At 71.4% G+C, this 22700-nt stretch carries 22 protein-coding genes; 4 read left to right on the forward strand and 18 right to left on the reverse strand.

The features are described from left to right. From N5I75_RS22490 to N5I75_RS22545, 12 genes are all read right to left on the reverse strand, one after another. A partial coding sequence (locus N5I75_RS22490) for a glycosyltransferase (protein ID WP_476679907.1) occupies window positions 1-911 on the reverse strand: 911 nt, incomplete at its 3' end. Further along, window positions 908-1873 (reverse strand): glycosyltransferase, encoded by a 966-nt coding sequence (locus N5I75_RS22495; protein ID WP_476679909.1) that lies wholly within the window; start codon window positions 1871-1873, stop codon window positions 908-910. The genes N5I75_RS22495 and N5I75_RS22490, both read right to left, overlap by 4 nt. Then, entirely contained in the window at window positions 1870-2916 is a 1047-nt protein-coding gene (locus N5I75_RS22500; RefSeq protein WP_476679911.1) for a glycosyltransferase family 9 protein, read from the reverse strand. The genes N5I75_RS22495 and N5I75_RS22500 overlap by 4 nt, the downstream gene beginning before the upstream one ends. Next, window positions 2913-3578 (reverse strand): D-glycero-alpha-D-manno-heptose-1,7-bisphosphate 7-phosphatase, encoded by a 666-nt coding sequence (locus tag N5I75_RS22505; RefSeq protein ID WP_476679912.1) that lies wholly within the window; start codon window positions 3576-3578, stop codon window positions 2913-2915. Before N5I75_RS22505 ends, N5I75_RS22500 begins: the two co-directional genes overlap by 4 nt. Continuing rightward, window positions 3575-4663: a glycosyltransferase family 2 protein gene (locus N5I75_RS22510; RefSeq protein ID WP_476679914.1), complete on the reverse strand. Its 1089-nt coding sequence runs from the start codon at window positions 4661-4663 to the stop codon at window positions 3575-3577. Before N5I75_RS22510 ends, N5I75_RS22505 begins: the two co-directional genes overlap by 4 nt. Next, window positions 4663-6324, reverse strand: coding sequence for a carbamoyltransferase family protein (locus tag N5I75_RS22515; RefSeq protein ID WP_476679916.1), 1662 nt, complete (start codon window positions 6322-6324; stop codon window positions 4663-4665). Before N5I75_RS22515 ends, N5I75_RS22510 begins: the two co-directional genes overlap by 1 nt. 148 nt (window positions 6325-6472) lie before the next feature. Continuing rightward, window positions 6473-7456 carry an NAD-dependent epimerase/dehydratase family protein gene (locus N5I75_RS22520; protein ID WP_476679918.1) on the reverse strand — a complete coding sequence of 328 codons (984 nt, stop codon included), beginning with the start codon at window positions 7454-7456 and terminating at the stop codon, window positions 6473-6475. Window positions 7457-7567: 111 nt separating this feature from the next. Next, window positions 7568-8257: a hypothetical protein gene (locus N5I75_RS22525; RefSeq protein ID WP_476679920.1), complete on the reverse strand. Its 690-nt coding sequence runs from the start codon at window positions 8255-8257 to the stop codon at window positions 7568-7570. Window positions 8258-8269: 12 nt separating this feature from the next. Further along, window positions 8270-10615: a hypothetical protein gene (locus N5I75_RS22530; RefSeq protein ID WP_476679922.1), complete on the reverse strand. Its 2346-nt coding sequence runs from the start codon at window positions 10613-10615 to the stop codon at window positions 8270-8272. A 21-nt stretch (window positions 10616-10636) separates the two neighbouring features. Next, window positions 10637-11065 carry a hypothetical protein gene (locus N5I75_RS22535; protein ID WP_476680122.1) on the reverse strand — a complete coding sequence of 143 codons (429 nt, stop codon included), beginning with the start codon at window positions 11063-11065 and terminating at the stop codon, window positions 10637-10639. 83 nt (window positions 11066-11148) lie between these two features. Beyond that, window positions 11149-11358 (reverse strand): DUF397 domain-containing protein, encoded by a 210-nt coding sequence (locus N5I75_RS22540; RefSeq protein WP_476679924.1) that lies wholly within the window; start codon window positions 11356-11358, stop codon window positions 11149-11151. Continuing rightward, window positions 11340-12182, reverse strand: coding sequence for a helix-turn-helix domain-containing protein (locus tag N5I75_RS22545; RefSeq protein ID WP_476679926.1), 843 nt, complete (start codon window positions 12180-12182; stop codon window positions 11340-11342). The genes N5I75_RS22540 and N5I75_RS22545 overlap by 19 nt, the downstream gene beginning before the upstream one ends. A gap of 208 nt (window positions 12183-12390) precedes the next feature. On the opposite strand from N5I75_RS22545, the gene N5I75_RS22550 reads away from it, so the two are divergent. Together N5I75_RS22550 and N5I75_RS22555 are read left to right on the forward strand one after the other, a co-directional pair. Next, window positions 12391-12633: a hypothetical protein gene (locus tag N5I75_RS22550; protein WP_476679928.1), complete on the forward strand. Its 243-nt coding sequence runs from the start codon at window positions 12391-12393 to the stop codon at window positions 12631-12633. Continuing rightward, on the forward strand, window positions 12630-12872 hold the full coding sequence (locus N5I75_RS22555; protein ID WP_476679930.1) for a hypothetical protein: 243 nt from the start codon (window positions 12630-12632) through the stop codon (window positions 12870-12872). The genes N5I75_RS22550 and N5I75_RS22555 overlap by 4 nt, the downstream gene beginning before the upstream one ends. Window positions 12873-12894: 22 nt before the next feature. Here N5I75_RS22555 and N5I75_RS22560 read toward each other — a convergent pair whose 3' ends face one another. Beyond that, the gene (locus N5I75_RS22560; RefSeq protein ID WP_476679932.1) at window positions 12895-14217 is read right to left on the reverse strand and encodes a class I SAM-dependent RNA methyltransferase; all 1323 of its coding nucleotides are present in this window, start codon (window positions 14215-14217) and stop codon (window positions 12895-12897) included. 122 nt (window positions 14218-14339) lie between these two features. Further along, window positions 14340-16385 (reverse strand): APC family permease, encoded by a 2046-nt coding sequence (locus tag N5I75_RS22565; RefSeq protein ID WP_476679934.1) that lies wholly within the window; start codon window positions 16383-16385, stop codon window positions 14340-14342. A gap of 294 nt (window positions 16386-16679) precedes the next feature. Here N5I75_RS22565 and N5I75_RS22570 point away from each other — a divergent pair, with 294 nt between their 5' ends. Together N5I75_RS22570 and N5I75_RS22575 are read left to right on the forward strand one after the other, a co-directional pair. Beyond that, a complete protein-coding gene (locus tag N5I75_RS22570) occupies window positions 16680-17348 on the forward strand; it encodes a potassium channel family protein (RefSeq protein ID WP_361076340.1) in 669 nt (222 codons plus the stop codon). Further along, window positions 17348-18019, forward strand: coding sequence for a potassium channel family protein (locus N5I75_RS22575; RefSeq protein ID WP_164558793.1), 672 nt, complete (start codon window positions 17348-17350; stop codon window positions 18017-18019). Before N5I75_RS22570 ends, N5I75_RS22575 begins: the two co-directional genes overlap by 1 nt. Before the next feature lie 115 nt (window positions 18020-18134). Here the strand turns inward: N5I75_RS22575 and N5I75_RS22580 are convergent, their stop codons facing one another. The 4 genes from N5I75_RS22580 to N5I75_RS22595 form a co-directional block, all read right to left on the reverse strand. Continuing rightward, entirely contained in the window at window positions 18135-18893 is a 759-nt protein-coding gene (locus N5I75_RS22580) for a DUF3159 domain-containing protein (protein ID WP_476679937.1), read from the reverse strand. A gap of 3 nt (window positions 18894-18896) precedes the next feature. Then, a complete protein-coding gene (locus N5I75_RS22585; protein WP_361076334.1) occupies window positions 18897-19307 on the reverse strand; it encodes an OB-fold nucleic acid binding domain-containing protein in 411 nt (136 codons plus the stop codon). A gap of 81 nt (window positions 19308-19388) precedes the next feature. Beyond that, window positions 19389-20072, reverse strand: a complete 684-nt coding sequence (locus tag N5I75_RS22590; protein ID WP_476679939.1) for a response regulator — start codon at window positions 20070-20072, stop codon at window positions 19389-19391. Beyond that, window positions 20069-22678, reverse strand: coding sequence for a DUF4118 domain-containing protein (locus tag N5I75_RS22595; protein ID WP_476679941.1), 2610 nt, complete (start codon window positions 22676-22678; stop codon window positions 20069-20071). Before N5I75_RS22595 ends, N5I75_RS22590 begins: the two co-directional genes overlap by 4 nt. Window positions 22679-22700 lie beyond the last annotated feature (22 nt).

Below are 22700 nucleotides of genomic sequence, written 5' to 3' on the forward strand. Positions count from 1 at the left end.
ACGCCGCCCGTGAAGCGGACCCGGTCGGCGACGCCCGTACGGCGGGCGAGGGCGCGGAGGCGGCGGACCTCCGGGTCGTGGCCGAGCAGCTCGACGGGGGGCCCGCCGACGACCACCAGCTCCGTCTCGGGCAGCCGGGCGAGCGCGGCGACGGACACCGCCGCGCCCTTGCGCGGCACGAGCCGCCCCAGCTGGAGCAGCTGGTGGTGGTGCGCACCGCGCGCGGCGACCGGCCCGCGCGGCGTGAACAGTTCGGTGTCGACCCCGCAGGGCACGACGCCGACCTTGCTCGCCGGGATGCCCATGCGGCCCAGCTCGGCGACCTCGTCGCGGCAGGTGGCGATGATGCGTTCGCAGCCGAGCCCGACCTCCGTCTCCAGGGCGACCCGCTGGGGCGGGCTGGGGTCGGCGAGCCGCTGGTGGCGCCGCTTGACCGTGCCGAGCGCGTGGTACGTGTGCAGCAGCGGGAGCCCGAGCCGCCGGGTCGCCCGCAGCGAGGCGAGCCCGGACATCCAGAAGTGCGAGTGGACGACGTCGGGCGGCCGGTCGCGCCAGACCCTGGTCAGGTAGCGGCCGAACTCGTCCATGTGGGGCAGGAGTTCGTCCTTGGGTATCTGCTCGGGCGGCCCGGCGGGCACGTGGTGGACCCGCACCCCGGCGCGCAGCGACGTCTCCTCGGGGAGGTCGCGGGCGTCCCGGCGGGTGTAGACGGTGACCCGGTGCCCGCGGTCGGCGAGCGCGCCCGCGAGGGCGGCGACGTGCACGTTCTGGCCACCGGCGTCGACACCCCCGAGCGCGGCGAGCGGACTCGCGTGCTCCGAGACGAGCGTGATGGACAGCGCCCCGGACGCGACGGGCGCCGTACCGAACGTGGATCCGTCGAAGGGGAAGGGGCCGGGGAACGGGGTCATGAGCACGCCTCCGTCAGCACGCGCTCCCAGTCGGCGAGGAAGCGCTTGAGTCCGTACCGCTCCAGCGCGGCCTGCCGCGCCCGCGCCCCGTCCTCGGCCGCCGCCTCCGGCTCCGCCAGGTAGCGGCGGGCGGCGCGGGCGAGGGCCTCGGGGCGGGTCGACAGCGTGCCCGTACCGGCCGGAATCGCCTCCACCGCCTCCGTGGTGGCGAGCGCCACGACCGGCATGCCCAGGTGCATCGCTTCGAGGAGCGAGAGCCCGAGCGAGGTCCAGCGCACCGGGTGCAGGTAGAGGCGGCGTTCGGCGAGGGCCGCGTGCAGCTCGCTCTGCGGCAGGTCGGCGGTGCGGCACCGCTCCTCGGTCAGTCCCAGGTGCGCGGCGAGCCCCTCCGTCCGCATGCCGAAGACGTCGAGCGGCGCCGCCTCGCTCAGCGCGGGCAGCAGATCCGTACCGGTGTGACGGCCGCGCCGCACGGGCTCGTTGACGACGACCGCGGCGCGGGCGATCCGCCCGGTGTACAGGTGCCCGGGGTCGACGATGCCGTGCTCGATCACCTCCGTACGGGTGGAGCCGCACTCCCAGAACAGCCGGTTGAAGTGGGTGACGTGGACGAGGGTGAGGTCGGCGCGGTCGGCGCACGGGTGCCGGGTGTCCGGCACGTCGCCGTCGGGCGCGTTGTGCTCCAGGTACACGGCGGGGAGGTCGCGCCCGGGGCGGCGCCCGCCGAGCCAGCGCTCGGCCAGCTCCAGTTCGTGGGGCCGCTGGAGAAGGACCAGGTCCACCTCCGCGTCCCGCAGCTCCTCGGGCGTGACCTCGCGCACCGAGGCCGGCCAGGAGAACGTCTCGGCGCGTCCGAGCCCGTCCGGGTCGCGGCCCGGTGTGACGGGGACGAGGTAGGTGTGCGGCCCTTGGACGAACGCGGTCGTCCAGGACCCGTGCACGTGCCACAACAGGATGTTCATACGGTCGCTCCTCGTTCCGTTGTCCGGGAGGGGACGCCGTCGGCGAGCGCCGCCACGGCCTTCAGGACTTCCGCGTCGCCGACCCCGTCGAGGCAGGGGTGGCCCGGCAGGGGGCAGTGCCGCGCCCGGCTGTCCGCGCACGGTGCGCGCTGGTCGCCGAGCAGGACGTGCGGGACGCCGTACGGGCCCCAGCGCTCGGCGGGCACCACCGGCGCGAAGAGGCACGCGACGGGTGTGCCGACGGCGGCGGCGAGATGGCCGGGCCCGGTGTTGCCGACCACGGCGACCCGCGCCCCGGCGAGGACGCCCGCCAGGTGGAGCAGGTCGGTGGCGCCGCCGAGGTCGAGGGCGTGGCGCCCGGCGACCCGCGCGGTCAGCTCCCGTTCCCCGGGCCCGCCGGTGACCACGACCCGGTGCCCCTGCTCGGCGAGCGCGGCGGCGGCGCGGGCGGCCCGTCCGGGGCTCCAGGCGCGCGCGGGGACGGCGGCGCCGGGGTGCAGGACGACGTACGGCTCCGGTCCGGTGAGCGCGGTGGTGTCGGGGGGCGGTGTCACCCGCAGCGCGCCGTCGTCCCCGTCGGGGAGCGCGAATCCGGCGGCGCGGGCGAGGTCGAGCGCGGCTGTCGCCTCGTGGCGGTGGGCCCGGCGGTGGTGGCGCAGGTCGAGGAGGGCGCCGGGGTAGTCGACGCAGTCGGCGCCGGTCCATCCGACCCCGGCGAGCTTCAGGAGGAGGGCGATCGGCAACGGGCTCTGGTGGAAGGAGACCAGGACGAGCGCCCGGTCGAACCGCCCCGCCGCGACGGCGTCGACGACCTCGCGTGTCGATGTCCGCGACACGGGCGCCGGTGCGAGCCCGACCCAGGGCGCGTCGTGCACGATCACGTCGTCGACCCCGGGCAGCAGCCGCCCCGCGTCGGCCCCTTGCGGCCCGCAGAGCAGCGCGGTGTACGAGGACCCGGCGGCGACGGCCCGCACGGCGGGCCCGGCGAGCAGCACGTCACCGGCGCTGTCGAGCCGGACGACGAGAGTACGGGGCTTCGTCATCGCCGCCCCGCCCCCTCGGCCGGGGCCCGGAGGCCCGCCAGGGCGAGCCGCACCGCGCTCAGCAGGTCCGGGGCGACCGTGTCGGCCGCGTCGATCTCCTCGGCGCGGGTGACAGCCGTGGGGACCAGGACGCCGGTGGCGCCCGCCGCGCGGGCCGCCGCCACGTCCGCGCCGATGTCGCCGATGACGACGGCGCGTCCGGCGGGGACGCCGAGCCGTTCGCACGCGGCGAGCACCAGGCCGGGGCGCGGTTTGCGGCAGGCGCAGCCGTCGTCCGGTCCGTGCGGGCACACGGCCCAGACGGCGAACGGGCCGAGCAGTTCGTCCACGCGCCGCCGCACCGCGCTCACCTGACTACGCGTCAGCAACCGGCGTGCGACACCCGATTGGTTGCTGACGACGCCGACGGGGACGCCGGCCGCCCGGACCGCCTCGACGGCGTCGCGCGCGGTCGGCATGAGACTTACGCGCGCCGGGTCCCCGTTGTAGGGGACGTCCTCGACGAGCGTCCCGTCCCGGTCGAAGAGGACGGCGGAGGGAGAGCCGGACGGGGAGGGAGAGCCGGACGCGGAGGGCGCGCCGGGCACGGCTGGCACGGTGGGCCGGACGGCGGCCGGGCCGTCGAACAGCCAGGGTCCGGGGCTGATCGGCTGGATGGTCACGGTCGCACCCGTTCCTCGCCGGGCACGGGCAGCGCGGACGGCGCGGCCTCGGACCCGGGTGCGGGCCCGTACCGGTCCATGGGCGTCACATCGCGGTGCAGCAGCTGCCCCCGTAGCCAGTGCCAGGTGGCCGCGGGCGGGATGAGCACGCTGGTCACGGCCATGGCCGTCACCTCGCGGCGGTCCCGGGGCCCCGGCGCGATCCGGGCCACGGCGAACTCGGCGGTGCCGGCGAGCCACAGCGCGGCACAGGCCGCGGCGGCGAGCGGCTTGCGGGCCGCCGCGCACAGCAGGGCTCCGGTGGCCGCCGCCGTGAGCCCCGCGTGGCGGGGCAGCCGGCCGCGCGGCGCCTCGGCGCGGCCCCACCAGTCGCGGCCGTGCAGCCGCGTCATGAGCACGTCGTCCGCGTTGCCCGCCTGGAGCCGCACGGAGATCCACCGGCTCGCGGGCCGCACCGGATGCGTGGTCGAGCGGGTCCCCTCGGCAACGGTCCAGCCCGCGCCGATCACCCGCAGCGCGAGATCGGCGTCCTCGCGGAACGCGCGCCGGAACCGTTCGTCGAACCCTCCGACGTCCGCGAGGGCCGCCCGTCGGTACGCCATGTCGGCGGTGATCCAGCGGGCGGTGGCGAGCCCGGCCGTGTTGCGCTCCCAGTCGGTGGGGCGCCGGTCGGCGGGGAGCGGCACGTCGATGCGGGCGGTGACGGCGCCTTCGCCGGCGGTCGCCGCGGCGAGGTCGAGCGCGAGGTCGTCGCACCAGGTGGGCCCCGGCACCACGTCGTCGTCGAGGAAGACGATCCAGGGCACGTCCCCGGCCGCCCGCCATCCGGTGTTGCGCGCGGCGGCGGGCCCGCGCCCGCCCCCGCCGACCACGGTGGTCCGGGACCGCAATGGCTCCGGCACCTCGACCGGCAGCGGCGTCGCGGCCTGCGGGTGCCGCCGGTCGTCGACGAGGACGAGCCGCCCCGGCTTCGGCCCGGCGGCCTCGGCGAGCGCGCGCAGGGTGACTTCGAGACTGGGCCGCCCGAGCGTGGGGATCACGACCGCGTACGTGCTCAGGCCGTCATCGGCGTCGTACCCGGCCATCACAGCACCTCCGCCCCGGCGCCCTCGAAGAGGTCCTGGCGCCGGATCGCGTACGGCCCGATGGCGAGCAGGTCGACCGGCGAGGAGCCGAAGCACTCCAGCGCGTCACGCGGGTCGTCGACCATGGGCCGGCCGGCCGTGTTGAGGCTGGTGTTGACGACGACGGGCAGCCCGGTGAGCCGCTCGAACCGCTCCAGCATGCGCGCGACGAGCGGCTCGTACTCCCGGTCGACGGTCTGGATCCGCGCGGTGCCGTCGACATGGACGACGGCCGGGATCCGCTCCCGCCAGGCCTCGGCCACGTCGTGCACGAAGAGCATGTACGGGCTCGGCAGCGGCCCGTCGAAGATGTCGGCGGCACGCTCGGCGAGCACCATCGGGGCGACGGGCCTGAACTGCTCGCGCCCCTTCACGTCGTTGAGCCGTTCCAGGTTGCCCGCGTGGCCGGGGTGGGCCATGAGCGAGCGGTGCCCGAGCGCCCGGGGCCCGTACTCGGAGCGGCCCTGGAACCAGGCGACGATGCGGTTGTCCGCGAGGGCCTGGGCGACGGTCTCGGCGATGTCCGGCGGCCGCTCGAAGGAGACGGCGGCGGTCTTCAGCCAGGCGCCGAGTTCGGCGTCGGACCAGTCGCGGCCCAGGTCGGCGCCGGTCATGGGCTCCGTCTTGACCCCCTGTCCCGCCGTCAGGAGCAGCGCGCCGCCGAGGGCGGTGCCCGCGTCACCGGCGGCGGGCTGCACCCACACCCGGGAGAACGGACCCTCGCGGGCGATCCGCGAGTTGGCGACGCAGTTCAGCGCGACGCCCCCGGCAAGGGTGAGCACGCTGTGGTGGGTCTTGCCGTGCAGCCACCGCGCGAGGTCGAGCAGCGTCTCCTCAAGAACGGCCTGCGCGCTCGCGGCCACATCGGCATGGTCCTGTGTCCAGGGCTCGTCGGCACCGCGCGGCGGGCACAGCTCGTGCCACGGCACCGCGCTGGCCCGGAACCCGCCGTCGCCCGTCGGGTACACGTGGCGGCGCAGCTCGTCCAGCATCCGCGGGCGGCCGTGGGAGGCGAGCGCCATCACCTTGAACTCGTCGGAGGAGCGCAGGAATCCGAGGTGCTCGGTCAGCTCCTCGTAGACGAGGCCGAGGGAGTGCGGGAGGTCCTGCGCGTACAGCGGCTCCAGCTTGTCGCGGACGCGGCGCGCGGCGAGGTGCGAGGCGCGCTCGCCCCGGCCGTCGAGCACGAGCACGGAGGAGTCCTCGGCGTCGGGCGCGGCGAAGGCGCTGGAGGCGGCGTGCGCCATGTGGTGCGGTACGAAGCGGACGATGCCGGGGTCGAGTCCGGGCAGCGCCGCCTTGAGGAAGTTCGGCGCCTCACGCGCGTACGTCTGCCGGAGATGGTCCCAGGGATCGTCGAGCCCCAACGCCTCGGCAGGCAGCGCCAGTTGCGGATCATAGGAGTAGGCGACAGCGTCCAGGTCCCCGGGCCGCAGTCCGGCCCGGCTCAGACACCAGGCGGCGGCCTTCTCGGGCAGTTCCCAGGCGGAGAACGGCAGCGGCCGCTTGCCGTGCTTGCGCCGCGAGAACCGCTCCTCCTCCGCGGCGGCGACGGTGTGCCCGTCGATGACGAGGGCGGCGGCGGGGTCGTGGAACAGTGCGTTGATTCCGAGGATGCGCATGGGCTGTGTCCGTAGTCTCTCGGCGGTACTTGGCAGCACTTGGCAGTGGCTGGCAGTACGTACGGGACACGTCGTCGGGGAGGCGGGTGGAGCCTCACGGGAAGGACGACGCGCGGGGTCAGGGGCGTCATCGCCGCTGCGGCAGAGGTCAGCGGGTGGAGCCGCTCTCCGTGGCGCGGAACCAGTCGATGGTGCGCCGCAGCCCCTCTTCGGCGCCGATCTCCGGCTGCCAGCCGAGCTTGCCGACGGCCAGGGTGATGTCCGGGCAGCGGACGGCGGGGTCGTCGGTGGGCCGGTCGATGAACCGGATGTCGGACGACGACCCGGTCAAGTCGATGATGAGGCGCGCCAGTTCGAGCATGGTCAGCTCGGAGGGGTTGCCCAGGTTGACGGGCCCGCGCATCCCGTGGGCGGCTGCGGCGAGGATGCCGGCCACGGTGTCGTCGACGTAGCACAGCGAACGGGTCTGCCGCCCGTCACCCGTGACGGTGAGCGGCTCCCCCGCGAGCGCCTGCCGGATGAAGGTGGGCACGGCACGACCGTCGTGGCCGCGCATCCGGGGCCCGTACGTGTTGAACAGCCGCACGATGCCGGTGTCGGTGCCCTCGGACTCGGCGTGCGCGGTGGTGAACGCCTCACCGAACCGCTTCGCCTCGTCGTAGACGCTCCGGGGCCCGACGGGGTTCACGTGCCCCCAGTACCGCTCGTCCTGCGGGTTCTGCTCGGGGTCGCCGTAGACCTCGGAGGTCGAGGCGAGGACGAACCGGGCGCCACTGCGATGCGCGAGCCGCAGCGCGTTGCGCGTCCCCAGGCTGCCGGTCTCCAGGGTGTGCAGCGGCAGCCGCAGATAGTCGGCGGGGGACGCGGGCGAGGCGAAGTGCAGCACCAGATCGGGGTCCCGCTGGACGGTGATCCCCTCCGCGACGTTCTGCCGCACGAGCGTGAACCCGGGCTGCCCGACCAACGCCGCGACGTTCTCCGGCCGCCCCGTGCTGAAGTCGTCGACGCAGGTCACCGCCGTCCCCGCGGCCAGCAACGCGGTGCACAGGTGCGACCCCACGAAGCCCCCACCGCCGGTGACGACGGCGTGCTCCCAGTCATGCCCCCAGCTCGGTATCCGTTCCGTGATCATGCTGATCTCCTCCGGTACACCGCGACGGCGTGTCGCTCGCCCAGCGTCTGCCAGGCGGGGGCCGGGGGCCCGGCGACGCGGTGCATTGGAGTGAGTGACGGAGGGTGAGGGTTACGCGGGTTTCAGCACGGGCCGCGCGGGCAGCCCACCGTTCTCCGCGCAGCCCAACTCCTTGGCCATGGCGAGGGAGAAGGAATGGGCGACGGTGGCGTAGGCGTTCTTCAGGGCTTTGACGTCACCGTCGGGGTCCTCGGGCTTACCGCCGCGCTCCACGCCGATCATGATGTGGGCCGCTTCGGACGTGCCGGCCAGTTTCTCGCTCTTGCACCCGAGGTAGACGTACGCCTGATCCGGCTTCGCGAGCGCCCGCTCCCCCATCTTCAGCACGGTGAACTCCGGGTCGGGGTCGCCCGTCGGGGCTTCCTCGAACCAACGCCAGGTGATCCTCAGCTCGAAGTCCGGCGTGCCGGTGGCCGTGTACACGCGGCAGGCGTCCCCGCGGTACACATCGGGATCCAGGTACGCGTTGGCGAGGTCCGTCGCGGCGGTCCGGACGGTGTACTCCTCGCCCGACGCCTCGAACCGCGACGACCCGGTGATCGTCTTCAGCGCCCGGGACGCGTCGGCGGACATGGCGTGACCACCGCAGAGCTGTGTGCCCGCGACGGCCTTGTCGTCCTTCGGGGCGTCGCCCTCGGCGCTGTCCCCTCCACACCCCGTGACCCCGAGCAACAACGATCCGGCCACGGCCACGGAGAGCAGCCCCCCGCGCACCGACCCACGACTGATCACGGTCCGCATCCTCACCTGTCCTCAGCCGGTCTCCGGGTCGTTACCCTGTTGGTTCTCCCGGTCGTTGCCGGTCGCGTAGCCGAGCAGCATCGATTCCTTCAGGTCCTGTCCGAACTCGCTGTTGGGGTCGATGCCGTTGTTCAGAAGGTAGGCCTCCATGGGGGCCTCGGCCATGCCCTCACCGGAGGAGTAGATCTTGGTCTTCTCCTCCCTGGTGAGCTCCTCCACCTTCTCCTTGTGCTCGTCGACGGAGTTGTCGGCGCCGTCGCCGACCATCTGGCCGATGAGCTGCTCGGCGGCGCCGCTGGCGGTGTCGGTCGCCAGCGGGATGAGCACCGCCGCCGTGCCGACGGCCGCGGTGGCGGGCAGGAAGGCGACGCCCGCCGCGATGCCCGCCGTGGCGCCGAACTCGACCCAGCCCGCCCGCTTGGCGACCGCCTTCTCGTAGTCCTCGTGGGTTTTGAGGTTCGTGGCCTCCACCTGGTCGGCCCGGGACTGGTCGAGCATCCCCTGCACCTCGGCGCCCACGCGCATGGTCGCCCGGGCGGCACCCTCGTTCGGCTGTCCGTCGGCGCCGATGGTCCCCTCAAGGGCGCTGCGGGTGTAGACCTGCTCCGCGGTCGAGAGCGTCGCGTAGGCGTCCGGGTGCTGACCCATGGTGCTGAGGAAGCCGCGGACGGCGCTCCGTCCGTCCCCGGCCGCGGTGTCCGAGAAGTCGAGGTGCCCCTCCCCGTCCTTCGGCGCGAACACGCTCTTCGGGTCGTTCTTGTCCAGCGCCCAGTTGATGTCGTCGATGTAGCCGGCGCCCATGGTGCCCAGGCTGTCGGCCATCGCCTCGTGGTGCTCCTTGAGCAGCCCCGGGTCGGCCCCGTACTTCTCGATGACCTTCTGCATGACCGCGGCGTTGTCGTCGTCCCGCACCACATGGGCGTCCGGGTGCCCGGCCGGGTAGCCGAGGGTCGCGGCCTCCAGGGCATGGCCGAGGGCGTCGGGCATCTGATCGAGCGACGCCTTCAGCTCCTTCTCGTCGAGCGAATTGACGTCGCCGAAGGACTCCCACTTCTCATTGCTGAAGAAGTCGAGGTAGTTGTCGAAGGCCTTGCCGTCCTTGTCCTTCCCGAGGTTGGCCGTGGCCCCCTGGTCGACCGTGCCGTCCTCGTTGTACGCGGTCGGCGGGTCGGTGAAGAACTTCTTCGCCGCTTCCGGGCTGTTGCCGAGCGCTTCGAGCATGGCGGTGGCCGGGTCGTAACCGGCCCCGTTCACACCGGAGGGGTTGAACGGGTTCTTGAACGGACTGTTCACCACCTTGTTGTCGGCGAACATGTACGGGTCCTTCGCGTGCAGCTGTGCCACATGCTCCGCGATCGGATTGAGGAACTTCGCGTCGTAGTTCCCGTACCGCATGATTCCGCCGAGCAGCTGATATCCGAAGGGCCCGCCGTAGTCGTTCTTGGCGAGCGGAATGCGCTCCGTACCCAGTTTGCGAAGTTCGGGCCCCCACTTGTCGCTGAATTCCTTGTCGTGGGAGGCGGTGGCCAGGTTGAGGCCGAGGTTCCTCTGCAGCTCCTGGACGTCCTTGAGGCGCTCGGCGTCGACCTTGCCGTATTCGTACGTGTCCGTGGAGAGCTGGCCGAAGAAGGCGAGGGACTTCTCGGGACCGAGCTTCTCGTAGAACCCCTTGGAGAACTCCGGCGACTTGCTGTTGTCCGCCAACAGCTCATTGAGCTGCTGGAGTTCGGCGTGGGTGATGTCCCGGCCCTTGGACGCGAGAGCGGCGGCGCGGGCCGCCTCCTCCTGGTCGAGCTTGGTGTACGTCGGGGCGCTGAAGTCCTTGCGGTCGGTGACGTTGGCCTCAAGGCTGTTCTTGAGGGCGACATCGGTGTCGTTGCAGTCGTCGACGATCTGATCGATCCGCTTCTGCCACGACTCGATGTTCTTCCGCTCCTGCTGAAGGAGGTCGCTGTAGTCGGGGTCGTGCCGCGCCCCGGGCTGCTCGGACAGCGGGTGCCGCGCGGTGACCTTGCCCTTGCCGTCCACGTGGATCCCGGCGTCGGGCCCTTCATGGTCCCGGATGTTGACCAGGTCGTCCTTGGCCTTCTTGATGGCCGCGTGACCGTCCTCCAGGATCAGTTTCACGCCCTTGGCCTCGGCGGCGGCGTCCGCGAACTCCTTGACCGTCTTGCCGATGAACGCCTTGCTGACCCCGGCGTTGACGCCTTCCCAGGCCGCCTTGTCCGCCTTGGCCTTCATTCCGTCACCGGCATCGGTGGCGAGTTTCTCCAGCTTCCCGGCCATTTCCGACCAGTCGTCGGCGGCGGCCTTCAGCTTGCCCACCGGGGCGTCGATGATGTCCTCGTACTTCAGCATGGTGTTGCGCTCCCCCGAGCCCTACTTCATGTATTCCGAGAGGACGGATATGCGCGTCAGATCGCCCTGGATCTTCGCCTCGTCCTTGGCGTGCTGGGCCTTGCTGTAATCGAGGTGGTTCGAGATCTGCGCGCAGGACTCCGTCAGCGTCTTCAGATGGGTCTGCCAGAAATCGTGCACCTTGAGCACGGCCGCCCCGCTGGCGAAATTCCCGTTGGTGAGCGCCGTGGCCGCGTCGAAGGTGGAGGCACGGGCGATGTCCCCGTCCTTCTGCACCCGCCCCAGCAACTCGTAGGCGTCGCCACCGATGGCCCCGAGGTCGTCCCGGTGAACGACGAGATCACCCCCGCCACCGCCTCCGCCGCCCTCGGCCGGAATGCCATTGAGCCGCATGGCACTCCGCTCGGCCGCCGCCGCGCGCAGCCCTGCCCACTCCTGATCGAACGTCATCATGCCCCCGACCTGATCCACCCGTTGCTCAGGACAGCAACCTGGACGGCACCGTACACGCGGGCCCGCGCGCCGATCAACGATCAACCGCCCAACTGCCCGCTCCTGAGCGCCGAGACGAAGCGGGCCCAGTCAGTGGCGGCGAACACGAGCACCGGCCCGCTTGCAATCTTGCTGTCCCGCACCGGGACAACAGCGGCGAAGTCGTCGGACACCTCGACGCAAGCCCCACCGTCCTGGTTGCTGTAGCTGCTCCTGCGCCAGGAGGCGGCGGTCAGATCGATGGATCGCACTGTGCTTCCTCCAGCATCCGCAGAATGAATGTGCGCGACTCGGCCGGGGTGAGCGCCATGTCGCGCACCGCATCGTACGTCTTCTGCAAACGCACGACCGGGCCCGCGTCCTCGATGAGTTCGCCCCGGTATCCGTTCTCGGTGTAGGCGACAGTTCGCCCCTCCGGCAGGAGCAGGTACCACATGTCGGCGCTCATGAGACCGTGCAACCCTGCCCTCTGCAGAAGCACATGGACCGTCACGTTGGGGCGCTCCGCGACTTCCCCGAGGTACTCCAATTGTCCCTGCCACTCGCCCGCATCCCGCAAGGGCGTCCGCAGGACCGCCTCCGACAGGATGGTCCGGAACGGGGGCGCATCCTCCCCGGCCAACAACTCGCGGCGCCCCATCCGAGCTTCAACCTGCTGCTCAAGCTCCTTGCCCCTGAGCCCGCCCGCGGCAAGAACCTCCCGCGCATACCCCGGCGTCTGCAACAGCCCCGGCAGCACACTCACCGCGAAGTGCCACAGGCTCCCCGCCTGCGCCTCAAGCGCCATGTAGCGCCGGTACCGTTCGCGGAACTGCGTATGGTCCCCGGCGGCCAGCTCCCAGAGGGCCAGCAGAAGCCCCGGCGTCCCGTAGTGCGTGTCCAGCGCTTGGACGACCTCAGGGCTGCCGATGGTCTCGCCCTTCTCCATCTTGCCGAAGAGCGAGTAGTCCCAGCCCAGCCGTTCACCGAGGGCGCGCAGACTCGTCCCGCTCGCGGCCCGCAACCGCCGCAGCTCCTCGGCGAACCGCTGACGTGGCTCCTGACTGCGGCCGGTGATGACGCGCCGTTGCGACATACCGCTCCCTCCGGGGCGTGCGCGTGAACGATGTGGAACGAGTGGAACCACCTGTACGGGCAGGGGCACCATCGCCCCGCCCACAACACGGTCACTCGCCTCCGGACGCATGCTCGTAACGGCCGGGCTACGCAGCGTAATCCACGCAGGACAGCCGGGTCACGCAGTCAGAGAAACCCGCACACTCAACGCACGGACGAGGACCCACATGCCCGCCACGCCTCGCAACGCCACCACGGAACCGAAGATCGAGGAGGCCATCGCGGCCCGCGACGCCCTCGCCACCGCGCTCTCGCGGGCGGGCATCCAGCTCCCGGCGATGGACATCCGCACCCCTTGGGCGGACGACCAGAAGGACGAACCCCGTTACGCACTGGTCCACTTGGGCGTGTGCTCGGCCTCCGTGGCCCTGCTGATCGCGGACGTGATCACCAAGGGGATCACCGGGTGACGGACGCAGCCGACGACGATGCCCCCGCCGCCCTCACCACGGGCAAGGTCGTCCACGACACAGCCCGCGACCGCATCGGACGCGTCACGGCCCACGAGGGCCCGTACATCCAACTCCGCCCACTCACCGGCGGCCGCACCTGGAACGCCACCCCCGACCGTGTCCGCGTCCTCACCCAGGCCGAAATACTGAGCGCCCTCCTCGCCGCGACGAACGCCCGCAGCAGACAGCCCAGATGACGCCAGCCGGCCGCGACAGCGACTACTTCGCAACAGGCTCCAGAATCGCCACGCACTCCACGTGATGCGTCATCGGGAACAGATCGAACACCCGCAGCGTCCGCACCTTGTACCCGCCCTCCCGGAAGTACCCGATGTCACGAGCGAGCGCCGCCGGGTCGCAGGCCACGTACGCGATCCGGCGGGCGCCCAGCGTCGTGAGGTGGGCGACCGTCTTCTTGCCGGCGCCCGCGCGCGGCGGGTCGAGGACGATGAGGTCGGCCTCGGTGATGCCGGTGCGGGGCAGGGCCACGTCGACCTTGCCCTGTTCGATGCGGACGCGGTCGAAGGAGGCCAGGTTGTGGCGGGCGTCCTCGACGGCGCGCTTCCCGGACTCGATGCCGAGCACCGCGCCCTTCTCGCCGACGCGGTCCGCGAGGGCGCCCGCGAAGAGGCCGACGCCGCAGTAGAGGTCCAGCGCCGTGTCGCCCTTGCGGGGCAGAAGGCCCTGCATCACCGCACGCATCAGCGTGTCCGCCGCCTGCGGGTGGACCTGCCAGAAGCCGCCGCTGCCGACCCGGTACGTACGGTCGTCCGCGCGCTCACGGACGAAGGCGCGGCCGTGCACGCGGTGCACCCCGCCGTCCTTCTCACCGACGCGCATCACGGAGACGGGCTTGTCCAGCTCGACGAGGGGCAGCCGGGCGCCCGGCTTCGGCTCCAGGATGACCATGCGGTCCTGGGACCCGGTGGCGGCGATGGCGTCGACGGATTCCATACCCGTCCAGTCCCGCTGCTCGATGCCCAGCTCGGAGACGCCCTCGGCCGCGATCATGCAGTGCTCGATCGGCTCGACCTCGTGCGAACGGTGGCGGCGCAGCCCCGCGCGGCCGTCCTCCGTCACCGCGTATTGCACGCGCGTACGCCAGGAGGGCACCTGCCCCGCCGGAACCTTGTCGCCCTCGGCGGGCATCACGGTGCCGTCCCAGCCGGCCTCCTCGGGGGTGAGCCCCGCGAGCCGCTGCAGCTGCTCGGCGACGACCTCGCCCTTCAGGCGGCGCTGCGCGCCCGGCTTCGCGTGCTGCCAGTCGCAGCCGCCGCACCGGCCGGGGCCCGCGTACGGGCACGGCGCCTCGATGCGGTCCTTGGACGCCTTGAGCACCGTCACGGCGTCGGCGCGCAGGAAGCGGTCGCCCTCGTCGCCGGACGTCACCCGGGCCACCACCCGCTCGCCGGGCAGCGTGTGCCGGACGAAGAGGACCTGGCCCTCGGCGGTGCGCGCGATGCAGTGCCCGCCGTGCGCGACGGGCCCGATCTCGACCTCGTACTCCTCCCCCACCAGGGACTGCTTCGGTTCTGCCTGCATGGCGGGGGCTCCAGTACGTAAGGGGGAACGTGACCACAGGGAAGCGGCCGGACAACAGCCGTCCAGTCTACGTGGCTGTCACCCGGCCGCTCACCACGGCCGATCCGCGCATCCGCGCGGGGCTACTTGCCGCTCGGCTCCTTCGGCCGCTTCTCCACCGGCCCGCGGCGCACGGCGCCCGGCGCGTTCCACTCGGAGCGCCTGCGCGCCCGCTTCTTGGCCGCTTCGGAGGACTCCAGCTGGTAGGGGACGGACGTCACCATGATCCCCGGGGTGAACAGCAGGCGCCCCTTGAGGCGGAGCGCGCTCTGGTTGTGCAGCAGGTGCTCGTACCAGTGGCCGACCACGTACTCGGGGATGATCACGCTGACGGCGTCGCGCGGCGACTCCCGGCGCAGGCTCTTCACGTACTCGATGATCGGCCGGGTGATCTCCCGGTAGGGCGAATCGAGCACCTTGAGCGGGACATCAATACCTCGACGCTCCCACTCGTCCCTCAATGCCTTCGTCTCGGCCGGATCAACATTGACGCTCAATGCCTCAAGAGTGTCCGTACGCATCAACCTCGCGTAGGCGAGCGCACGCAGCGTCGGCCGGTGGATCTTCGACACGAGGACGATGGAGTGGACGCGGGACGGGCGGACGCTGTCGTCGGACGGCGTCTCCGGCGCGGCGATCTCCTCGGCGACCCGGTCGTAGTGCTTACGGATCGCGGTCATCGTCGCGTAGAAGATGCACATGCCGAGGAGCGCGACCCAGGCGCCGTGCGTGAACTTCGTGACCAGGACGACGACGAGGACGAGGCCGGTGAAGAAGGCGCCGAACGCGTTGATCGCGCGGGAGCGGATCATGTGGCGGCGCTTGTCGGCGTCGCGTTCGGAGCGCAGGTGGCGGTTCCAGTGCCGGACCATGCCCGTCTGGCTGAGCGTGAAGGAGACGAACACGCCGACGATGTAGAGCTGGATCAGCCGGGTGGAGTCCGCGCCGTAGATGACGACGAGCAGCATGGCCGCGCCCGCGAGCAGCACGATGCCGTTGGAGAACGCGAGGCGGTCGCCGCGGGTGTGCAGCTGGCGCGGCAGGTAGCGGTCCTGCGCGAGGATCGAGCCGAGCAGCGGGAAGCCGTTGTACGCCGTGTTGGCGGCAAGGAAGAGGACGAGGGCCGTGGCCGCCGCGAGGACGATGAAGAGGAAGCTGCCCTTGCCGAAGACGGCCTCGGCGACCTGGGAGATGACCGGGTTCTGCACGTAGTCGGAGCCGACCGCGATGCCGTTGTGGATCAGATCGGTCGCCGGGTGCTCGGCCATCCGGACGTTGGTCGCCATGGCGAGCCCGATGATGCCGCAGAACATGGTGACCGCGAGCGCGCCCATGAGGGCCAGCGTGGACGCCGCGTTCTTCGACTTGGGCTTGCGGAACGCGGGCACGCCGTTGGAGATCGCCTCGACGCCGGTGAGCGCCGCACAGCCGGACGAGAAGGCGCGCAGGAGCAGGAAGACGAGCGCGAAGCCCGCGAGCCCCTGGTGCTCGGCCTTGATGTGGTAGTCGGCGGTGGGTGCCCGCATGGAGTCGTCGAGGACGATGCCGCGGAAGGCGCCCCAGGCGATCATGATGAAGACGCCGGCGACAAACACGTACGTCGGGATGGCGAAGAGCTTCCCGGACTCCTTGACGCCGCGCAGGTTCATCAACGTCAGCAACACGATGACGGCGCAGGCGCACAGCACCTTGTGCTCCACCACGAACGGGATCGCCGAGCCGAGGTTCTCGATGCCGGAGGCGATGGAGACGGCCACGGTGAGGACGTAGTCGACGAGCAGGGCGCTGGCGACTGTGAGCCCGGCTTTCGGGCCGAGGTTGGTGTTGGCCACCTCGTAGTCGCCGCCGCCGCTCGGGTAGGCGTGCACGTTCTGGCGGTACGAGGCGACGACCGTGAACATCAGCACGACGACCGCGACGGCGATCCAGGGGCTGAAGTGATAGGCCGACACGCCCGCGATGGAGAGGACCAGCAGGACCTCGCCCGGCGCGTACGCCACGGAGGACAGCGGGTCGGAAGCGAAGACGGGGAGAGCGATGCGCTTCGGCAGGAGCGTTTCTCCGAGCCGATCACTGCGCAGTGCGCGCCCGATCAAGATCCGTTTGGGCACGTCGGTCAGTTTGGACACGCAGAGGATCGTAAGCGTTCGAAAGGGGGGCCGCCCACCCACCACCCCGAATCGGCACCGTGCCCCCTCGTACCGGCCCCGCCACCGGCCCGCGCGGCGCCGACGATCTAGCCCTGGACGCGAAGGAGGACTTCCCGCCCATTGCCGCTACGGTGGTCCCGAGCGTGCGGCCGGGAATAAATCCGGCGCCACGCCCGAGATCGAGCCGCACCGGTCGGACCGAGCCGCGAGAGAGAGTCATGAGCAGGGTGTTTACGCAGGTCAGTAGGCCTATGAGGAGTGCGGGGTAGGTCCGTGCATATCGTGATCATGGGCTGTGGCCGAGTGGGGTCCCAGCTCGCCCAGACCCTGGAACAGCAGGGCCACACGGTGGCCGTGGTCGACCAGGACCCGACGGCCTTCCGCCGTCTGGGCTCCGGCTTCGGCGGGCGCCGCGTCACCGGGGTCGGCTTCGACCAGGACACCCTGCGCGAGGCCGGCATCGAGGAGGCGGGCGCCTTCGCCGCCGTCTCCAGCGGTGACAACTCGAACATCATCGCCGCCCGCGTGGCCCGCGAGATGTTCGGCATCGAGAACGTGGCGGCGCGGATCTACGACCCCCGCCGCGCCGAGGTCTACCAGCGCCTGGGCATCCCCACGGTCGCCACGGTCCGCTGGACCGCCGACCAGATGCTGCGCCGCCTGCTGCCGTCCGGCGCGGAGCCGCTGTGGCGCGACCCGACCGGCGGTGTGCAGCTCGCCGAGGTGCACGCCTCCGACGCCTGGGTCGGGCACAAGATCAGCCGCCTCCAGGAGGAGACGGGCGTGCGCGTGGCGTTTCTCACCCGGCTCGGCGAGGCGATCCTGCCCACGTCGCAGACGGTGCTGCAGGAGGGCGACCTCGTGCACGTGATGATGCGCACGGACGAGGTCGAGAAGGTCGAGGCGGCGTTCGCCGAAGGCCCCGAGGAAGGCGGTCACTGATGAGGGTCGCCATTGCCGGAGCCGGAGCGGTCGGCCGTTCGATCGCGGGCGAGCTCCTGGAGAACGGTCACGAGGTCCTCCTCGTCGACAAGGCGCCGACGGCCATCTCGGTCGAGCGCGTCCCGCAGGCGGAGTGGCTGCTCGCCGACGCCTGCGAGATCACGTCCCTGGACGAGGCGGCGCTCCAGCGCTGCAACGTGGTCATCGCGGCCACCGGCGACGACAAGGTCAACCTCGTCGTCTCCCTGCTCGCGAAGACCGAGTACGGGGTTCCGCGGGTCGTCGCCCGCGTGAACAACCCGAAGAACGAGTGGCTGTTCAACGAGTCGTGGGGCGTCGACGTCGCCGTCTCCACCCCGCGCCTGATGTCGGCCCTGGTCGAGGAGGCGGTGAGCGTCGGCGACCTGGTCCGCCTGCTCCGCTTCAGCCACGGCGACGCCAACCTGGTCGAACTGACGCTCCCGCCGGAGTCGGCCCTGGCCGGCACGCGTGTGGGTGACGTCCAGTGGCCCCAGGACACGTCCCTGGTCACGATCATCCGCGGCACCCGCGTCCTGGCCCCCAGCCAGGAGGACTCCCTGGAAGCGGGCGACGAGCTGCTCTTCGTAGCGGCCCAGGCCCGCGAGGAGCAACTGGAGGACCTGCTGTCGGTCCGCCGCGAGGACGCGTAAAGAAAAGCAAAAGGTTGGCCCGGCGAGCGGAAGCTCGCCGGGCCAACCTTTTGCTTTTCAGGGGCGCGGGGAACGGCGCGAGCAACCACGCACGACGCGCACCCGCTGGACCGCCTCAGGCCTCACGGCGATGCCGCGGGGCTCCACCTTCCGCGCGGGCCGCCTCCGCCTTCTCGGCGGCTTCCATCTCGGCGAACACATCGATCGGCGCGGGCGCCTTCGCCAGGAACACCCAGGTCAGCCACACCGCCAGCAGGAACGGCGGAATCTTCAGCGCGATGAGCACCCAGCCGAACTGCGTCGTGTCCCCCCACCAGTACAGGGGGAAGAGCACCGCGCACTTGGCGAGCAGGATGAGCCCCCACGCGTAACTGGCCTTCGCGTAGGCCTTCTTGCGCCCAGGGTTCCGCGTACGCCAGGACAGGTTCTCCTTGAACACCGGCCCGAGGATGAGCCCGATCAGAGGGACCCCGCACAGCGTGGTGATGATGTAGGCGAGCGCGAGCCCCAGCGTGTAGAGCATGCCGGGCAGGTAGAAGTCCTTGGCGTTGCCGGTCATCATCGCGAAGACGACGCCGAACGCCACACCGAAGACGCCGCTGAAGGCGTGCTTGACGGTGTCCTTCATGACCAGGCGGACCACGACCAGGACCAGGGACACCGCGAGGGCCGCGATGGCCGACATGTGCAGGTCCTTGTTGATCGTGAAGATGGTCACGAAGAGGAGGCCGGGAACGACCGTCTCCACCATGCCCCGCACGCCGCCGAACGCCTCGAAGAGCGCGGCTTCGGTCACCGCCTTGGAGGCGGTGGAGCCGTCAGCAGTTCGATCGGCTTCTTCTTCGCGGTCGGTCGGCTTGTCGAGGGACGTCACCGGCTACTCCCGTCCGAGCGGTCTGAGTTCGTACTTCGGGTTGAACAGCACCCTACGGCCCCGGCTCATCGAGATCCGTCCCGAAGCGATCAGCTTGCGGCCGGGTTCGATGCCCACGATCGAGCGTCGTCCCAGCCAGACCACGTCGAGCGCGGCCGAGCCGTCGAACAACTCCGCTTCCAGGGCCGGAACTCCGGCGCGTGGTCGCAGGGTGACCGTGCGCAACGTACCAGTTACCGACACGACTTGACGGTCATGGCAGTCACCGATGCGCGTGCAGCCCGTGGTCTCCGAGTCCTCGCGCAGCTCCTCCGACTCCAGATCCTCCTGGGAGGTGGACAGTCGGTCGAGCATGCGCCGGAAACGGCCCGCCGGCTTCTCGGACGCCCTGTCGGAACGAGGAACAGCACTCATACAGGAAGCGTACCCGGGGCCGCTGACACGGTCGTACTCGCTGGTGTACCCGGTTTTCGCGCCCCCTCCACGCCGCGTCACCTACTTCTCGAACCGGTAGCCCATCCCGGGCTCGGTGATGAAGTGGCGCGGGTGCGAGGGGTCGGTCTCCAGCTTGCGGCGCAGTTGTGCCATGTACACGCGCAGGTAGTTGGTCTCCGTGCCGTAGGACGGGCCCCACACCTCCTGGAGCAGCTGCTTCTGGCTGACCAGGCGTCCCGTGTTGCGCACGAGCACTTCGAGAAGGTGCCACTCGGTGGGCGTGAGCCGTACGTCGCGGCCGCCCCGGTGGACCTTCTTCGCGGCCATGTCGACGGTGAAGTCCTCCGTCTCGACGATGCCGCCGTCCTCGGGGCCCCCGGTGGGCTCCGCGCGCCGCACGGCGGCCCGCAGCCGTGCGAGCAGCTCGTCCATGCCGAACGGTTTCGTGACGTAGTCGTCGGCGCCCGCGTCGAGCGCCTCGACCTTCTCGTCGGAGGAGTGGCGTGCGGAGAGCACCAGGATCGGTACGCGGGTCCAGCCGCGCAGCCCCTTGATCACCTCTACGCCGTCCATGTCGGGCAGTCCGAGGTCGAGGACGACCACGTCGGGATGGCGGGCGGCGGCGAGCTGGAGCGCGCCCGCGCCGTCGGACGCGGCGTCCACCTCGTACTTGCGCGCTTTCAGGTTGATGACGAGGGCGCGCACGATCTGCGGTTCGTCGTCGACCACGAGCACCCGGGTCATGCGTGCCTGCCTCTCTGCGGTCCTTCGGTGTCGGCAGCCGGTGCCGCCGACGTGACCGGCGCTTTTGTACTGATCAACGTGTCGTCCTGTGGTTCGGATGCGCGGCCCGCGGCCCGCAAGGTGAGCACCATGGTGAGGCCGCCCCCTGGAGTGTCCTCCGCGCCGAGCGTGCCGCCCATGGCTTCGGCGAAGCCGCGCGCCACGGCGAGCCCGAGCCCGACGCCCGCGCCGCGCGGGGCGTCCCCGTAGCGCTGGAACGGGGCGAAGATGCGCTCTTTGGCCTCGTCCGGGACGCCGGGGCCGCGGTCGACCACGCGCAGTTCGAGCCGTTCGCCGAGGGTGCTGGCGGAGACGAGGACGGGTTGATCGGGTGGACTGTACTTGACGGCGTTCTCGACGATGTTGGCGACGGCCCGCTCCAGCAGCCCCTTGTCCACATTGACCATGGGCAGCGACTCCGGGATGTCCAGATCAACACTGCGCTCCGGGTCCGGTACGCCGACCAGCGCCATCGGCACCACCTCGTCGAGGTCGATCTCGCGCAGGAGCGGAGCGACCGTGCCGGTCTGGAGGCGGGACATGTCGAGCAGGTTGCCGACGAGGTGGTCCAGGCGGTCGGCGCCCGCCTCGATCCCCTCGAGCAGCTCCGCCTGGTCCTCGGGCGACCAGTCGACGTCCTCGGAGCGCAGAGAGGAGACGGCGGCCTTGATCCCGGCGAGCGGGGTGCGCAGGTCGTGGCTGACGGCGGCGAGCAGGGCAGTGCGGATGCGGTTGCCCTCGGCGAGGGTGCGGGCCTGCTCGGCCTCGGACTGGAGCCTGCGCCGGTCCACGACGACGGCGGCCTGCGCGGCGAACGCGGCAAGCACCCGGCGGTCCTCGGCGGGCAGGACGCGCCCTGACAGGGCGAGCGCCATGTGGTCGCCCACGGGCACGTCCACGTCGGCGTCCTCGGGGCGGCCGTCCGGGCGCGGTCCGGCGCTGCCCGCGCAGGTCCACGGCGCGTCGTCGCTCTCCCGCTCCAGGAGGGCCACGGACTCCATGGCGAACGTCTCCCGTACGCGTTCGAGCAGCGCCTCCAGGCTGGTGTCGCCGCGCAGCACGCTGCCGGCGAGGAAGGAGAGGATCTCGGACTCGGCGCGCAGCCTGGCGGCCTGGTGGGTGCGGCGGGCGGCCAGGTCGACGACGGAGGCGACCGAGACGGCGACGCTGAAGAAGATCACGATGGCGACGATGTTCTTGGGGTCGGCGACCGTGAACAGGTGCAGCGGCGGCGTGAAGAAGTAGTTGAGCAGCAGCGAGCCGAACGCCGCGGAGGCCAGGGCCGGCAGGAGCCCGCCGATCAGTGCCGCCGCCACCGTGAGGGACAGGAACAGCAGCATGTCGTTGGCGAGGCCCAGGTCGGAGTCGACGTGGGTGAGCAGGAGGGCGAGCAGCGCGGGGCCGCCGACGCCGATGAGCCAGCCGCCGATGATGCGGGAGCGGCCGAGCCGGGCGCCGCGCGCGACGGGCAGGCCGCGCCCCTTGGCCGCCTCCTCGTGCGTGACGATGTGGACGTCGAGGTCGGGCCCGGACTCGCGGGCGACCGTTGCCCCGACGCCCGGCCCGAAGATGTACTGCCACGCCTTGCGGCGCGAGGAGCCGAGGACGATCTGGGTGGCGTTGACGCCGCGGGCGAACGCCAGGAGCGCCGCGGGGATGTCGTCGCCGATGACGTGGTGGAAGGTGCCGCCGAGGTCCTCGACCAGGGTGCGCTGGACGGCCAGCTCCTTGGGCGAGGCGGCGGTCAGGCCGTCGCTCCGGGCGATGTAGACGGCGAGGACCTCGCCGCCCGCGCCCTTCTCCGCGAGCCGCGCCGCGCGCCTGATCAACGTACGGCCCTCGGGACCGCCGGTCAGGCCGACGACGATGCGTTCGCGGGCCTGCCAGGTGGAGCGGATGTCGTGCTCGCCGCGGTACTGCTGGAGGTACTCGTCCGCGCGGTCGGCGACCCACAGGAGGGCGAGCTCGCGCAAGGCGGTGAGGTTGCCGGGGCGGAAGTAGTTGGAGAGGGCCGCGTCGACCTTGTCGGGTTTGTAGATGTTCCCGTGGGCCATGCGGCGGCGCAGCGCCTGGGGCGACATGTCGACCAGTTCGATCTGGTCGGCGCGGCGCACTATCTCGTCGGGGACGGTCTCGCGCTGGCGCACGCCGGTGATCGCCTCGACCACGTCACCCAGTGATTCGAGGTGCTGGATGTTGACGGTGGAGACGACGTCAATACCCGCGTCAAGCAGTACACGTACGTCCTGCCAGCGCTTGGCGTTGCGGGAGCCCGGCACATTGGTGTGCGCCAGTTCGTCGACGAGGGCGACGGCCGGGGCGCGGGTGAGGACCGCGTCGACGTCCATCTCCTGGAAGGCCGCGCCGCGGTACTCGATCTCCTTGCGCGCCACCTGTTCGAGGCCGTGCAGCATGACCTCGGTCCGTGGCCGCCGGTGGTGCTCGACGAACGCCACCACGCAGTCGGTGCCGCGCTCGATACGGCGGTGCGCCTCGGCCAACATCGCGTACGTCTTGCCGACGCCCGGTGCGGAACCGAGATAGATCCGGAGCTTGCCGCGTCCCATGACGTCGACCATACGGTCAGGG

It is taken from the genome of Streptomyces sp. R818 (assembly GCF_056172735.1).

What these genes read in the sequence shown, in the direction of transcription:
- N5I75_RS22495 (WP_476679909.1), bottom strand. Translation starts at nt 1,873, where the DNA reads ATGAACATCCTGTTGTGGCACGTGCACGGGTCCTGGACGACCGCGTTC.
- N5I75_RS22500 (WP_476679911.1), bottom strand. Translation starts at nt 2,916, where the DNA reads ATGACGAAGCCCCGTACTCTCGTCGTCCGGCTCGACAGCGCCGGTGAC.
- N5I75_RS22510 (WP_476679914.1), bottom strand. Translation starts at nt 4,663, where the DNA reads ATGGCCGGGTACGACGCCGATGACGGCCTGAGCACGTACGCGGTCGTG.
- N5I75_RS22515 (WP_476679916.1), bottom strand. Translation starts at nt 6,324, where the DNA reads ATGCGCATCCTCGGAATCAACGCACTGTTCCACGACCCCGCCGCCGCC.
- N5I75_RS22520 (WP_476679918.1), bottom strand. Translation starts at nt 7,456, where the DNA reads ATGATCACGGAACGGATACCGAGCTGGGGGCATGACTGGGAGCACGCC.
- N5I75_RS22525 (WP_476679920.1), bottom strand. Translation starts at nt 8,257, where the DNA reads ATGCGGACCGTGATCAGTCGTGGGTCGGTGCGCGGGGGGCTGCTCTCC.
- N5I75_RS22530 (WP_476679922.1), bottom strand. Translation starts at nt 10,615, where the DNA reads ATGCTGAAGTACGAGGACATCATCGACGCCCCGGTGGGCAAGCTGAAG.
- N5I75_RS22535 (WP_476680122.1), bottom strand. Translation starts at nt 11,065, where the DNA reads ATGACGTTCGATCAGGAGTGGGCAGGGCTGCGCGCGGCGGCGGCCGAG.
- N5I75_RS22545 (WP_476679926.1), bottom strand. Translation starts at nt 12,182, where the DNA reads ATGTCGCAACGGCGCGTCATCACCGGCCGCAGTCAGGAGCCACGTCAG.
- N5I75_RS22550 (WP_476679928.1), top strand. Translation starts at nt 12,391, where the DNA reads ATGCCCGCCACGCCTCGCAACGCCACCACGGAACCGAAGATCGAGGAG.
- N5I75_RS22560 (WP_476679932.1), bottom strand. Translation starts at nt 14,217, where the DNA reads ATGCAGGCAGAACCGAAGCAGTCCCTGGTGGGGGAGGAGTACGAGGTC.
- N5I75_RS22575 (WP_164558793.1), top strand. Translation starts at nt 17,348, where the DNA reads ATGAGGGTCGCCATTGCCGGAGCCGGAGCGGTCGGCCGTTCGATCGCG.
- N5I75_RS22585 (WP_361076334.1), bottom strand. Translation starts at nt 19,307, where the DNA reads ATGAGTGCTGTTCCTCGTTCCGACAGGGCGTCCGAGAAGCCGGCGGGC.
- N5I75_RS22590 (WP_476679939.1), bottom strand. Translation starts at nt 20,072, where the DNA reads ATGACCCGGGTGCTCGTGGTCGACGACGAACCGCAGATCGTGCGCGCC.
- N5I75_RS22595 (WP_476679941.1), bottom strand. Translation starts at nt 22,678, where the DNA reads ATGGGACGCGGCAAGCTCCGGATCTATCTCGGTTCCGCACCGGGCGTC.